This window comes from Photorhabdus cinerea, assembly GCF_011189575.1.
In the GTDB taxonomy this organism is placed as follows: Bacteria; Pseudomonadota; Gammaproteobacteria; order Enterobacterales; family Enterobacteriaceae; genus Photorhabdus; species Photorhabdus cinerea.
This window is the reverse complement of sequence record NZ_PUJW01000042.1, coordinates 1-13,376: the sequence shown is the minus strand read 5'-3', so window position 1 is coordinate 13,376 and position 13,376 is coordinate 1. Positions and strand designations below refer to the sequence as shown.

The following is a 13,376-nucleotide window of genomic DNA, read 5'->3' as shown; positions in this document are numbered from 1 at the left end:
GGAATAGGTACAACAGAAGCTATTGTTACCAGCCACTCGATACCTGCATACGGGATATTACTTGGTTGTGATGAAAAGGATTGGAAAAACCCTTTTCATCATTTACCTATACCCTATGGATTTCAAGGCGCATCGCGACGGCAAGGGAGCGAATCCCCGGGAGCATAGATAACTCTGTGACCGGGGTGAGTGAGTGCAGCCAACAAAGAGGCAACTTGAAAGATGACGGGTATATTTCATTATTACCAGCCCGTTATCACAAACGGGCTGGTTGTTGTTATTAATCAGATTGATAAAGAAGTGTCGCCAAATTTCATGGTAATATTGGGATCGGTTTGCAACAACTGTGTCGCTTTGGCATGTAATAATTTAATACTATCGAGGGATTCAGTCAGTTCACTGGTTCGGTAATATTGCCAGCAACCATAACAACTTAATACTAACGGCAAAGCAAGTAACCAAAGAAAAAGTCTATTACGCATTGAATATGTCCTATTTATACTCTTATTGACGTTATATTATTTGTTTTTTAAAACACAAATAAAATTCTTACTTCATGGAAATAGAGTTCATTATTAAATAATTTAATTTAGTAAATGAAACGGTAAATGCGATTCTTACACAGCTCAGGACAGAAATATAGGAAATTAAGCAAAGGAACTTTTAGTGATATATTCATTGTCAGAGGGAAGAAACAAATCCTCTGCCTTTCTTCGACAACCATTAACATTCATAATTAGCCAAATAAGGCGTTAATCACTATTTTTAAGATCAAGAAAAAATTGAGCATTTATCTTATTTTAATAACCTATTTTGAGATAATCCATAAAGTTATAGAAAGGGTAATTAAGCTAAGGTAATTCCAGCATCATTTTCATTGTTAAAAATAAATCACAAAACTTTAATAAGGATAAACTATGGCTGATATACTTAAATATGGCGATACAGTAAGAATATTAAATGGTTACAATAACTGGCAAGGAGGATATCTCAGTACATATGGAGGAAATGACATACCAGGTGCAAAACATAGCGTATTAACTGTAGCACCTTCTTTTTCTGATCTAGGAGGAATATGGCGAATAAAATCAGGAACGGGAAAAGCTATCGGCAGTGAAATAATTAATGATGATATTATTTTACTTCATAATCTATCTTTCTGCGATGGTGGTTACTTGGGATATTATGATGGCCCAAATCAACCAGTACCAAGTGGAGAAGTATATCCGATAATCACATCAGATATAAATACTTATTCTCCAAAAACATTAGAGTGGATTGTTTATTGCGAGACACCTTATTCCATAAACGGAAATATCATAGAAGGAGCAATTATCACCCTATATAATCGATGGGGAAAGAAAGGTTTCCTTAATAGTTATGGTGATGCCAACAAACCAAACACGTTATATGGTGTATCTCTTTCTGGTAATAGCACTCGTAGAACAATAAAGGTAGACCAGTGGAAAATGGAAAAAATCAATGATCCTTGTCCTCCTACCAACCCTTCAAATTGCGGTGGAGAATGCGGCACCAATGACACCGGTAAACACTGTTTCCAATTACCTCAAAGTATTCGATTTGGCCTGACGGCTTACAATAATACGAACATTCAGCAAACAGTAAAAGTGTATATTGACGACCGTCTGGTAGACACATTAACCGGTAAAGGCACAAATAATCCGATGGCGACCAAAACCTACATATCAGGTACAGGAAAAGTTTGTATTGAAATTGAAGGAAATGGCAAACCTAGCAAACTGCGTTATTTCGATAACACCCTTAATGGTAAACCGGGAACAGCGATTATCGGGGCCGAAAATAGCGCCAATAATAATTACAATGACTGTGTAGTAATATTAAATTGGCCGCTGGTGTAAATTAAAAATACTTTGGTAAACTTCACCACCAGAAAAATAAAATTTACTAATCAATTAAAGCGGCATTATGCCGCTTTTTATTGCAATTGGAACATCGAAAATATATTTTCAAATATCATCATAAAAATAAAAAATAGCGTTCCAAACCCCCACTTAATTTATACACCCCTCATCTCTTAGCATGTATTTTTATTTCTTTAATAATAATTAAATAAATTAAATTAATAAATGAACTGTTAATATATAACCTTGATTACAACCCCCAATGACATTAACCTCCAATAATTAAAATCATCTTGGAATACTAAATATATAATGAGATTGTATAATTAAATAAAATTTTTCGACGCTACTTTTAATCTATTTTCAATAAAAATAGAAATTTGAATAATAATATTATAATACAATTACCATGAAGGATATACAATAAATGAATACAAATACCTATTTCTTTCTTAATTCAGAAAATATTAAATATTATGATGATCCACAAATCAACAAAGGGGACACTCCCCAACTTATCAGTAAAGACTGGCCTAACCTTCCTGTCGAGTTTCAACGACATATTGACGATGTGATTAATTTAAATGGTTATTTATATTTCTTCAAAGGCTCACAATATCTTAAATTCGATATCGCAAAAGCTCAGGTAAGTGAGGGACCAAAACATATTATAGAAGGATGGCCTGGATTGAGAGGCACCGAATTTGAAAATGGGATAGATGCAGCTACCGAGTTTGTCGATACAAAACGAGATGTTGTCTGTTTCTTCAAAGGGCGAGACTGCATTGATTATACTGTCAGTTCACACACGATTAGTAGGAAAACTATTTCAGATAGATGGGAGACTATCGAAAAATACGCAGGATTCAATGCAAATCTGGATACCGTTTTTTTATGGAAAAGCATTGCAGGTTCTCTTATTTACTTCTTCAAAGACAACCATTATATCCGATACAATACAAAATCAAATACTATTGATATCGGACCTGTATCCATCCAAACTTATTGGTATGGCGTCACTTTTAATAAAGTTCAAGCTATGGTATCGGTTGACTCAGATTTATTAGGTAGTCAAAACTGTGGCGGAAAATGTGGTACCAGTAACACCGGTAAATATTGTTTCCAATTACCTCAAAATACCAAATTTAGGCTGACAGCCTACACGAATACTGATATTCATCAACAAACGGTAAAAGTCTATATTGACGATCTTCTGGTAGATACATTAACCGGCAAGGGGATAGATAACCTGATGGCGACTAAAACTCATGCATCCGGTACAGGCAAAGTCTGTATTGAGATTACAGGTAATGACAAACCCTGCAAACTCCGTTATTTCGATAACACTCTTGAGGGAAAACCCGGAACTGTCATTATTGGGGCTGAAAATGGCGCCGCCAATAAGTACAAGGATAGTGTCATCATTCTGAACTGGTGAGTTAAAAATTTTCACTAGCGATAAATTCTGTCAATAATTAAAGCGGTATTATGCCGCTTTTCTTGTACGCCACATTTAACAACGATAATAAGATTATAATTAAAATCACTTTTCTATATTACAACAATTATGGGGCCTGTAAGAAAGCCCCTTGGTATATATCATACAAGATGGTTAAATAATCAGACTCAGTATTCCATATTAAAAATCTTGAAAAAATATCGCTCGATCAAACGGTGTTCGGTAAAGAGAATTTTGTTGATCTATTGTAGTAGCCTGAGAAGACATACCAGAAATAATCCCTATCTGACCAGACGCAAGATTTCCCGTCATAAGGGTGTTCATATTATATTGGCAAAGCTATACCTTCCATTTATCTGCCACAGCATTATACCACTCAATGATTAATGTACCGTTATTTGCCGCAAGCAATCAAATACGCCAACGTGACCAAGAATTCTTCGGCCATTCATAACTCAGCGGAACACCAGAATGAGTATTACCTAGTGTCGGTTGCCCTTTATAAATACCATCTATCTGTTTGCCAACAAAATTAACTGACTGAATCAAATTAGCCTGAAGATTCCAAACCATGACATAAGGCGTTGCAGTATCAATCGAAGTACCTAATGGAATGTTCGATGGCATCCATTGAGGCTTACCTTGATACCCACCAGTCAAGTGAATCGCCATATAGCCGTAACCAATATTTTGATATGTCCCGCTTGCACTCGTTTTCTTGGATAACACACTCACTGAAATGTCAGGATATGGATTACAAAATAGGTCAAGCTCACAATAGCAATGTCTGGCATCAACAGGTGTATCTGTTGCAATCCCGAGACAGTGACTGCCAATATTGCCAAATTTAGACAACGTTTGTGCCTTGAAAGCTTTCCTTCCCCCAACACTGATGATATCCCAAGCGCTAGTCCCATAGCCTGAGTCCTTAAACAACACGCCAGCTCACTGTGTTGTCGCATCTATCCATCGACCTTCAGGATATAAATTTGGTTCCCATACCGTTATTGGAACCGCAGTGGAATTAGATAAACCTTCAATTGAGATTTGACTTTCATGTTGTTCTAATTTCATGACTAAAATATCCCCCTATATAAAGATAAAATTACACTTTAATCTTATTTTTATACCTAAAGTCAAGATTGACTTTAATTCTAAAATAAGTAAAAACCTTCATAATTATGAAAAAACAAGAAGAGAAACCCACCCAGATAAAATAAATCACCAGCTACAGAAAATTAAAAAAATCATACAAAAACAAACAACATTAGATTCACCAATGAATCGTTAACATATAACCTTACTTATAATCCATTAATGGTATTAATTTCTCCACATACAAAATAATTTTTCAAAACAGTAGATCACTTGGAAAGAATTAAATCCAATTTTTGTGATCTGATCAATTGCAAAAAATCCAAAACCACTAAACGGACTGAGATATGCCTATCATAGCACTGATACCCCCGCAATGAACGATATCAGATATAAAAACAAGAGAAATGATTAAATTTTTGTATCTCAATTATCTGTCAATTAAATATGAACATTGAGTTAAAATCAGAAACAAATAATATAAACAATCTATCTATTAGTTGAGCTATGAGCTTTATTTATAAAAAACAATGATGTTTGTTTAATTTTAAAAAAAGTAAATAATAGAGTCTTATGATAAGGTGATTTGTATAAATTAAAAATTAGGATAAGTATTTTAGAGGGAACTAAATAAGAAAAAACGAAAATAACTAACCTAGGAGTATTAATCATGTCAATTGTTTTTGCATCAATAGATCCACGTAGCAATCCCCTACAAACATCAAGTCAAAATTATGTTGATATACCCGGTTTGAAACTTGATGTTTCAAAGTATTCGAACTCACCATGCTTAACAGCATTAATCACGTTAAATATACCAACTCCCTATGCTTCAGGTAACAATTTTCCTGGAGGGAACTTTATTATTGTAACTGATCAAGGAGAACAATTGGCTTTCGGTGGATTTACTTACAGCAATAAGAACCCAGAATCCTATGGACGTATGCCATTCACACTAGTTACCCGTTGTTCTCTTGCGTCTAATGTTTCTACTATAAAAGCTCAATGGAGTAATGTACGTGGTAGCACAGTACATATCGATTCATATGCATCTATCTCTGCGGTTATTCAGTACAATCATTTAGTTTAGTTTATTAGTTTCAATGATTAGGTGCTGTGTCATACATAATATATAGAATTAATTTGGAGTTAAGCCGCTACCGACATTTTCTATTCATAAATGAAAACATCAGTGGTGGCTTAGCCTGTCAGCCTATGGTAATACTACCCACCAGCAAACGATAAAAGTGTATATTGACGATCAGTTAGTCGATACATTAATCAGCCAAAGTGTCAACAGTGTGTTGGGCTTTAAAAGTTACTCATCAGGCACCGGCAAAGTCTGCATTGAAATTATAGGAGACGGTAAACCCTGCAAACTCCGTTACGCCTATAATACCCTTGACGAAAAACCGGGAACAGCCATTATCGGCGCCAGCAATGGAGGCAATAATAATTACGATGACAGCATAGTCGTGTTAATTTGGTCACAGTCCTGAATCAGGAATCAAAAATACACTACGCTGGCAACATCATTAGAGATGACATTTATCAATAAATTAAAGCGGTATTATGCCGCTTTTTTCTGTATACCACGGCAGATATATCAGCAAAATGATACCGTTTTTGCTGATATGAACACGGTTACAAACAGAAAAAACATAATTTACCTCTTCAAGTAACATGATAACAGGCCAAACTCGGTTATCCGCCAAATAGTCCCCTATCCAATAAAAATTAACTTTTTGATCTTTTCTTTTCCTATCTCCCGTTGCTATGAATATTCAACAGTGCAGGAATTCGACCCTATTTTAAGTTCACAAGGGAGCAGATAAAAGGCGAGATAACCTGTTCATGACAATAACCTAGCCCTGAAATGACACCGGAAGTTATGCAGTAATAACATAATCGGAAGTAAAGCCATTTCAGGGTAAGCATCAGTTTTTTGAAGAGCAACGTTTTAGGCTCGCAATACTTTTATAACGCTAAGCACACCTTTAAGAACGTTAATAAGGCCAAAGATGCTGGATCAAAAGTTGTACATCACGATTGCCTCTAAACTCATTAACATCCAGTTTATAAGCAAGTTCCACTTCACGGACACTGTTATCCGGCCAGCAAGTTGGATCGATATTGAATGCGATACCATCTAACATCGGCCCACCATTTAATGGCTCCACGATCACTTTCAAATGGCGTTCTCCGACAATACGCTGTTGATGTAGCTTGAATTTACCGTCAAAAACAGGTTCCGGGAAGGCTTGCCCCCAGGGACCCCCATCACGCAACATTTCAGCCATCTCCAGGGTCAGTTCACCAATCGCCAACTCACCATCACTCCAGATAACACCTTCAAGTTGCGAAACATCCAACCAATCTGCCATCAGAGCTGAAAAGTGATGCTGGAATTGTTCAAATTTATCCTGTTCAAGTGACAGGCCGGCAGCCATTGCATGACCACCAAACTTAAGTATCAGTCCTGGATGTAAAGTATCAAGCCGCTCAAGGGCATCACGCATATGCAGCCCCAGAACTGAACGGCCAGAACCTTTTAAAATACCGTCACCCGCCGGCGCAAAAGCGATAACAGGCCGATGAAAACGTTCTTTAATACGGGAAGCCAGAATTCCCACCACCCCCTGATGCCATTCGGGATGATAGAGCGCCAGTCCATAAGGCAGTTCAATGCTAGCATGTTCAAGTTTGTCACAGATTTGCAGTGCTTCTTGCTGCATTCCCTGTTCTATTTCACGACGGGTATGATTAAGTCCATCCAATTCGCAAGCTATCTGACGCGCTTTTGCCATATCGTCAGTTAGCAATAAAGCGACGCCAATAGACATATCATCCAGACGACCTGCGGCATTCAATCTTGGCCCCAGAAAAAAGCCCAAGTCACTGGCGGTCAGTTTATGAGCTTCACGTTTGGAAACTTCCAGCAATGCACGAATCCCCGCGCAGCAACGCCCGGCTCGAATGCGATTCAATCCCTGATAAACCAGAATCCGGTTATTGGTATCCAAAGGCACAACATCGGCGACGGTTCCCAACGCAACCAGATCCAGCATTTCTGCCAAATTCGGCAGAGCAACGCCCTGTTTTTCAAACCATTGCTCTTTTCTCAGAGCCGCTCTCAAAGCAGACATCAAATAAAATGTGACGCCAACCCCCGCTAATGATTTAGACGGAAACGAACAATCAGACAGATTGGGGTTAATAATGGCATCAGCAGCTGGCAGAATCTCACCCGGCAAGTGATGGTCTGTCACAATCACTTTTATCTGGTGCTGATGGGCAGCCGCAACCCCTTCATGAGAAGAGATACCATTATCCACGGTAATAATAAGATCTGCACCTTTTTTGACGACTTCCTCTACCACCTGTGGGCTTAAGCCATAACCATCTTCAAAACGATTTGGCACCAGATAATCCAGATTACGATATCCCATTGCCCGTAATGATCGGATCGCCAGCGCCGTACTGGTTGCGCCGTCAGCATCGAAATCGCCAACAATGACGATACTCCAGTGTTGATGCAACGCTGCCAGTAATAGCGATACCGCCTGTTCCACACCACTCAGATGCTGATAATTGAGCAATCCTTGAACACCACGCTCTAATTCATTAGCTTGCTGGATACCCCGAATGGCATATAAACGACGCAGTAACGGATGAATCTGTTGTGGAAGGTGACTGTCATCCACCGCCGGGCGGCGGCGGAGTTGTGTTTCAATATTCACTAAACTTATTTACCACTCTGATCTAATGCCTTTGCCAAAGCTTCTGGTGGCATGTATCCACCTAACAAATTGCCATCTTTAAGGATAATCGCAGGCGTTCCCTGCACGCCAAACTGGAGACCCAGTTTATAATGGTTAGCGATATCCACCTTACAGCTCTTGATTGGCGAAATATCATTACCTTTAAACGCAGCATCCAGCGATTTCTGTGGCGTTGCACTACACCAAATAGATTGCATCTCTTCAGCAGACTTATGCTGCATGCCCTGACGAGGGAATGCCAAATAGCGAACAGTAATCCCGAGTTTATTGTATTCCTTCATATTTTCATGCAGCTTATGGCAGTAACCACATGTAATATCCGTGAAAACAGTCACAACATGTTTCTCTTCTGGCGCTTTGTAGATAATCATCTGGTCTTTCATTGCTTCCAGCTTTTTCATCAACAATTGATTACTGACATTCACAGGAGAACTACCACTGACGTCGTAAATTGGCCCTTGCAATAAATATTTACCGTCATCAGATAGATAAATGATACCTTGCTCGGTCACTATCGTATTTAAACCAACAATAGGTGATGGTTTGATATTTTCTACCTTAATCCCCAATTTTTGCATCGTTCCATGAACAGCGCCATCATCAGCAAGTACATTTCCGCTAAACAAGGCCAGCAAAAGAGAAAAACATAAGACGCTTTTTTTCATTTTCAGTTCCTTTAAATCCATGCTCACCCACGCGGATGATGTTGTTGATGTAGCAATCTGAGTCGTTCTGTTGCTACATGAGTATATATTTGTGTTGTGGATAGATCGCTATGCCCCAGTAACATCTGCACAACTCGTAAATCAGCACCATGATTAAGCAAATGCGTTGCAAATGCATGGCGCAAAACATGGGGAGATAGCCGTTCAGTATCAATTCCGGCCAGTACGGCATAATGTTTAATCCGATACCAGAAAGTCTGTCGGGTCATTTGTTGCCCCCGATTGCTGGGAAAAAGCACATCCAACGTTGCACCATTCAGCAACTCGTTTCTCCCATATTCCATGTAATTCTCCAGCCAGTAAATTGCCTCTTCTCCTAAAGGCACCAGCCGTTCTTTATTTCCTTTACCAATGACTCTCACCACCCCCTGACGTAGACTGACATCGGAAAGTGTCAATCCCACTAACTCAGATACCCGTAAACCACAAGCATAAAGCACCTCAAGCATCGCTTTATCTCTCAGTTCTAAGGGCTGATCTGTCCGAGGCGCATTAAGCAAAGCTTCTACCTGCTTTTCACTTAAGTCTTTAGGCAACCGCTTAGGTAATTTCGGTGCAGATAAAAGCGCAGTCGGATCATCTGCCCGCATTTTTTCCCGGTAAAAATACTGGAACACTTGACGCATAGCACTGAGTAAACGCGCTGAACTACTGGCTTTATATCCTCCATCTACGCGTTCGGCCAGAAAAGATTGCAAATCAATCGATTGAACAGATAATAAATCATGACCGTAATGCACCAGCCAGTTATCCAGTGCCTGTAAATCCAACCGGTAAGAAACAAGTGTATTTTCCGCAAGATCGTGTTCCAACCAGATAGCATCAAGAAATTGTTCTATCAATGGATTTATCAACTGAGTCTGCTCTTCTGACACGAAACTCTTTCCTTAAATTTGCAAATCTATGTTGGCTATTATGCCTGAAAAAGCAATTATTCTGTTACAATGCCAGCCCTAATGTTCAAAAACCATAATAATTAACGATGAAAATTGGTCTTTTTTACGGTTCCAGCACCTGTTACACCGAAATGGTAGCAGAGAAAATCCGCGATATACTCGGTGAAGATTTAATTGATCTCCACAATATCAAAGAAACAGTACCTGAATTAATGGAAGAATATTCGGTACTGATTCTCGGCATCCCAACATGGGATTTTGGTGAATTACAGGAAGACTGGCAGGCTATTTGGGATCACATTCCTTCCCTCAATTTACAGGGAAAAATCATCGCCATGTATGGTATGGGTGATCAGATTGATTATGGCGAATGGTTCCTTGATGCTCTCGGTATGCTATATCACCATCTACTCCCTTCAGGTGTGCATTTTATTGGCTTCTGGCCGACGGAAGGTTATGAGTTTACCAGCCCGAAACCATTAACGGATAATGGTTCACAATTTGTCGGGCTGGCTTTGGATGATGTTAACCAGTATGAACAAACCGATGAGCGTTTATCACAATGGTGTATGCAAATCCTGCAAGAAATGGAACCACTGCTTTAATCAGAGCAATTTCAGCTCAATCAAATATCAGGATATTGCAACAACAATTGATTGATATTACGCCACTCATCTTGTGGCATGCTGTCGGATGCTATCCATAAACGGATTTTTTTCTGATTATACAAAGATTGAGCTGTAATCAATATTCCATAGCGACATAGCCACGGCTGCCGGATAATTTGCCACTCATGTTTCTTCCATTGCAACCTATTATCATTGAGCAGAACTAAAAGCCCCTGTGATTTTCGGATATTTTTCTGGCTACGCCCCCAACTGGCAATAATCAACAGTACCAAAGGAAGCCAGAAAATCCAGAAAATAGCGTCATCCGTAGGCCACGGAGCAAGCAATATGATAAACGCTATCGCACCATGGATACAGGTAGAAATTAGCTGGGTATTCCAGGATACCCTGAGATTACATTTCCACAGGACCACGATCTTTATTTCTATTCTGAATAAGTTTAATCATACGGAATAGCTCTTCATCTTCCGGGCGACCATGATTCATTAGCCAGTTGAACAAATCAGGATCAGCGCATTCGAGTAAACGAATAAAAAGCCGTTTATCATCATTACTAAGTGAGTCATATTCATACTTAAAAAACGGCATGATTGAAATATCAAGCTCACGCATTCCACGCCGACATGCCCAATGTATACGTGCTTTATTATCAATATCCATGTTCAAAAAATCCCCTTTTTTATTCTCATTGTCTGTGTTAAATCCATTAGCCAGTAAGTCGCCCAGCAAACTCATGCATCATGCCAGCTAATAGCAATAATAACTACTTGCATTGTGCTTCAGCTCTTTTACCATTGATACATCATTGGCTCAAATATCTGATTAGCAGGATGTGTCATGGCTTATAAAACTCCATTTTCTTCACAATCTCCATTATCTTCATCAACCCTTCCCCTGACTTTAATCTCTCTGGATGACTGGGGCCTGGTAACAGCAACTGGACCGGATACAGAAAAATATCTGCAAGGTCAGGTTACAGCAGATATTTTCGCACTGGCATCGAATCAACACGTTCTTAGTGCACATTGTGATGCAAAGGGTAAAATGTGGAGTAATCTACGCCTCTTTCATCGTGGTGAAAGTCTTGCTTATATTGGGCGTCGCAGCATGCTGGAAAACCAGCTTACAGAACTGAAAAAATATGCGGTATTCTCTAAAATTACGCTAGTTCAGGATAAAAATGCGGTGTTGCTAGGTGTTGCAGGTAAAGGCTGCCGTGAGGCACTGAATAATATTTTCCCAACACTACCCGATGCTGATAATGCTGTCGTTGAACATGAAACTACAACTTTACTCCATTTTACCCTGCCATCTGAGCGTTTCCTTTTGGTTACCGACACAGCAACTGCTGATCAGTTGACAGAAAAACTCCCGGTCCAGTTTAATAATAGCGAACAGTGGCTGGCGTTGGATATTGCAGCCGGTTTCCCAGTTATTGATGCAGCAAATAGCGTACAATTTATTCCACAAGCAACTAACCTTCAAGTACTGGAAGGCGGTATTTGTTTTAAAAAAGGATGTTATACCGGTCAGGAAATGGTGGCCCGTGCTAAATACCGTGGAGCAAATAAACGGGCAATGTATTGGTTGGCTGGCAGTGCGACCAAAATTCCTGTCGCCGGAGATGATCTGGAATGGCAACTGGGAGATAAGTGGCGGAGAACGGGTACTGTTTTAGCTGCCGTTAAGCTGAATGATGATAGTGTCTGGGTACAAGTCGTCATGAATAATGATATGGAAAGTAATAGTGTATTCCGTGTCCGTGACGATGAAGGACATTCACTCACTATTCAGCCTCTTCCTTATTCTCTCGATGAAGAAAAATAATTAATGAGGTTTATATGTCGTTAGCAGTACCTGCCGTTGATTTTGGCCCTTTTACTGATGTAATTGGTTTTTTGATGGAATTGGATAAGCTGAAGAATGTTCAACGGCGGACTAAGTTATTAGATAACCAGCGTCAGGAAAATTCCGCAGAACATAGCTGGCATTTCGCTATTGCTGTAATGAGTTTTGCACCTTATATGAAAGGGGTAAATACTCAGCGAGTTATTCAGATGGCATTAATTCACGATATTGTTGAAATTGATGCTGGTGATGTAATGGTTTACGATTTAGCTGCCCGTGAAGCCATTCATGAGCAAGAAGTTAAAGCCGCCAACCGTCTTTTTGGTTTATTACCCGAACCTCAGAAAAATCACTTTATGTCGCTGTGGCAGGAGTATGAAACAGGAGAAAGTCAGGATGCCCGTTTTGCTAAAATGCTGGACAGACTGATGCCCGTTCTGATGAATTTGCATAATAAAGGCCAGAGCTGGGTAGAAAATGATATTCGCCTGGAGCAGGTGATTAACCGCAATAAATTTATTGCCGATGTTTATCCTGAATTCTGGCAATACTTGTTACCCCAACTGGAAGCAGCTCAAGCTAAAGGCTGGTTAAAATAACTTAAGGGAGCGAATCCCCGGGAGCATAGCGAACTATGTGACCGGGGATTCGCTCCCTTACCGTCGCGATGCATCTTGAAATCTATTGGGTATAGATCCCCGCCTTTCGACCAAAACTCGTACTCTGTCTCACCGTGACCGCAAAATCAGGCCCCGGAACAACAACAGCTAAAAAGTGGATTAAAGCTAGCTCTAAAAACTCATGTAGAAAAATGGACACATTAACTCCAAAATGACAAAGGTTCTGCCATACCCCTATACCCGATAAAACATGACAAACTTAAACGAATGCCACTGCTACCCGGAGAAACTGCATGCATACGACGCGAATTAAACGTAAGCGCCCAATTAAGCAATGCAGTTTACATAATGTCGCTGATGTTGACATTCCACGGTAACAGATCGTGCAATGAATCATCAGAATGGCATTTGGGAAGTTCCGTAAAAATATGCCGAAAAT

Annotated in this window: 14 protein-coding genes and 1 pseudogene; 7 read left to right on the top strand and 8 right to left on the bottom strand. The window is 39.5% G+C overall.

The window, feature by feature from the left end; all coding sequences use genetic code 11:
• Positions 1 to 284 precede the first annotated feature (284 nt).
• Positions 285 to 482 carry a hypothetical protein gene (locus C5469_RS21125; protein WP_166310501.1) on the bottom strand — a complete coding sequence of 66 codons (198 nt, stop codon included), beginning with the start codon at positions 480 to 482 and terminating at the stop codon, positions 285 to 287.
• A 435-nt stretch (positions 483 to 917) separates the two neighbouring features.
• Here C5469_RS21125 and C5469_RS21120 point away from each other — a divergent pair, with 435 nt between their 5' ends.
• The gene (locus C5469_RS21120; RefSeq protein ID WP_166310499.1) at positions 918 to 1,880 is read left to right on the top strand and encodes a fucose-binding lectin II; all 963 of its coding nucleotides are present in this window, start codon (positions 918 to 920) and stop codon (positions 1,878 to 1,880) included.
• A 430-nt stretch (positions 1,881 to 2,310) separates the two neighbouring features.
• Entirely contained in the window at positions 2,311 to 3,321 is a 1,011-nt protein-coding gene (locus tag C5469_RS21115) for a fucose-binding lectin II (protein ID WP_166310497.1), read from the top strand.
• A 432-nt stretch (positions 3,322 to 3,753) separates the two neighbouring features.
• Here the strand turns inward: C5469_RS21115 and C5469_RS23845 are convergent, their stop codons facing one another.
• Together C5469_RS23845 and C5469_RS24140 are read right to left on the bottom strand one after the other, a co-directional pair.
• On the bottom strand, positions 3,754 to 4,281 hold the full coding sequence (locus C5469_RS23845) for a hypothetical protein (protein WP_242689547.1): 528 nt from the start codon (positions 4,279 to 4,281) through the stop codon (positions 3,754 to 3,756).
• 6 nt (positions 4,282 to 4,287) lie between these two features.
• Positions 4,288 to 4,416, bottom strand: coding sequence for a hypothetical protein (locus C5469_RS24140; protein ID WP_278249786.1), 129 nt, complete (start codon positions 4,414 to 4,416; stop codon positions 4,288 to 4,290).
• Positions 4,417 to 5,107: 691 nt separating this feature from the next.
• On the opposite strand from C5469_RS24140, the gene C5469_RS21105 reads away from it, so the two are divergent.
• Together C5469_RS21105 and ppxB are read left to right on the top strand one after the other, a co-directional pair.
• Positions 5,108 to 5,527: a hypothetical protein gene (locus C5469_RS21105; protein WP_166310495.1), complete on the top strand. Its 420-nt coding sequence runs from the start codon at positions 5,108 to 5,110 to the stop codon at positions 5,525 to 5,527.
• Between the two features lie 97 nt (positions 5,528 to 5,624).
• Positions 5,625 to 5,936 (top strand): annotated as a pseudogene (gene ppxB / locus C5469_RS21100) (photopexin PpxB); the annotation flags it as partial.
• A gap of 507 nt (positions 5,937 to 6,443) precedes the next feature.
• On the opposite strand, the gene recJ reads toward ppxB, so the two are convergent.
• From recJ to xerD, 3 genes are read right to left on the bottom strand one after another with little or no spacing between them, the layout of a single operon-like run.
• On the bottom strand, positions 6,444 to 8,177 hold the full coding sequence (recJ, locus tag C5469_RS21095) for a single-stranded-DNA-specific exonuclease RecJ (RefSeq protein ID WP_166310493.1): 1,734 nt from the start codon (positions 8,175 to 8,177) through the stop codon (positions 6,444 to 6,446).
• A 5-nt stretch (positions 8,178 to 8,182) separates the two neighbouring features.
• Complete coding sequence (dsbC, locus tag C5469_RS21090) at positions 8,183 to 8,884, bottom strand: bifunctional protein-disulfide isomerase/oxidoreductase DsbC (protein ID WP_166310491.1); 702 nt, start codon at positions 8,882 to 8,884, stop codon at positions 8,183 to 8,185.
• A 23-nt stretch (positions 8,885 to 8,907) separates the two neighbouring features.
• Positions 8,908 to 9,819, bottom strand: coding sequence for a site-specific tyrosine recombinase XerD (gene xerD / locus C5469_RS21085; RefSeq protein WP_339414596.1), 912 nt, complete (start codon positions 9,817 to 9,819; stop codon positions 8,908 to 8,910).
• A gap of 107 nt (positions 9,820 to 9,926) precedes the next feature.
• Here xerD and fldB point away from each other — a divergent pair, with 107 nt between their 5' ends.
• Positions 9,927 to 10,445, top strand: coding sequence for a flavodoxin FldB (gene fldB, locus C5469_RS21080; RefSeq protein WP_166310488.1), 519 nt, complete (start codon positions 9,927 to 9,929; stop codon positions 10,443 to 10,445).
• Between the two features lie 20 nt (positions 10,446 to 10,465).
• Here fldB and C5469_RS21075 read toward each other — a convergent pair whose 3' ends face one another.
• The gene (locus tag C5469_RS21075; RefSeq protein ID WP_054475196.1) at positions 10,466 to 10,882 is read right to left on the bottom strand and encodes a protein YgfX; all 417 of its coding nucleotides are present in this window, start codon (positions 10,880 to 10,882) and stop codon (positions 10,466 to 10,468) included.
• Entirely contained in the window at positions 10,863 to 11,129 is a 267-nt protein-coding gene (gene sdhE, locus C5469_RS21070) for an FAD assembly factor SdhE (protein WP_166310503.1), read from the bottom strand. The genes C5469_RS21075 and sdhE overlap by 20 nt, the downstream gene beginning before the upstream one ends.
• 177 nt (positions 11,130 to 11,306) lie before the next feature.
• Between sdhE and ygfZ the strand changes: the two genes are divergently transcribed.
• Complete coding sequence (gene ygfZ / locus C5469_RS21065; RefSeq protein WP_166310486.1) at positions 11,307 to 12,296, top strand: tRNA-modifying protein YgfZ; 990 nt, start codon at positions 11,307 to 11,309, stop codon at positions 12,294 to 12,296.
• A 14-nt stretch (positions 12,297 to 12,310) separates the two neighbouring features.
• Positions 12,311 to 12,916 carry an HD domain-containing protein gene (locus C5469_RS21060; RefSeq protein ID WP_054475200.1) on the top strand — a complete coding sequence of 202 codons (606 nt, stop codon included), beginning with the start codon at positions 12,311 to 12,313 and terminating at the stop codon, positions 12,914 to 12,916.
• The last annotated feature ends 460 nt before the right edge of the window (positions 12,917 to 13,376 follow it).

What these genes read in the sequence shown, in the direction of transcription:
- C5469_RS21125 (WP_166310501.1), bottom strand. Translation starts at nt 482, where the DNA reads ATGCGTAATAGACTTTTTCTTTGGTTACTTGCTTTGCCGTTAGTATTA.
- C5469_RS21120 (WP_166310499.1), top strand. Translation starts at nt 918, where the DNA reads ATGGCTGATATACTTAAATATGGCGATACAGTAAGAATATTAAATGGT.
- C5469_RS21115 (WP_166310497.1), top strand. Translation starts at nt 2,311, where the DNA reads ATGAATACAAATACCTATTTCTTTCTTAATTCAGAAAATATTAAATAT.
- C5469_RS24140 (WP_278249786.1), bottom strand. Translation starts at nt 4,416, where the DNA reads ATGAAATTAGAACAACATGAAAGTCAAATCTCAATTGAAGGTTTATCT.
- C5469_RS21105 (WP_166310495.1), top strand. Translation starts at nt 5,108, where the DNA reads ATGTCAATTGTTTTTGCATCAATAGATCCACGTAGCAATCCCCTACAA.
- dsbC (WP_166310491.1), bottom strand. Translation starts at nt 8,884, where the DNA reads ATGAAAAAAAGCGTCTTATGTTTTTCTCTTTTGCTGGCCTTGTTTAGC.
- fldB (WP_166310488.1), top strand. Translation starts at nt 9,927, where the DNA reads ATGAAAATTGGTCTTTTTTACGGTTCCAGCACCTGTTACACCGAAATG.
- sdhE (WP_166310503.1), bottom strand. Translation starts at nt 11,129, where the DNA reads ATGGATATTGATAATAAAGCACGTATACATTGGGCATGTCGGCGTGGA.
- ygfZ (WP_166310486.1), top strand. Translation starts at nt 11,307, where the DNA reads ATGGCTTATAAAACTCCATTTTCTTCACAATCTCCATTATCTTCATCA.
- C5469_RS21060 (WP_054475200.1), top strand. Translation starts at nt 12,311, where the DNA reads ATGTCGTTAGCAGTACCTGCCGTTGATTTTGGCCCTTTTACTGATGTA.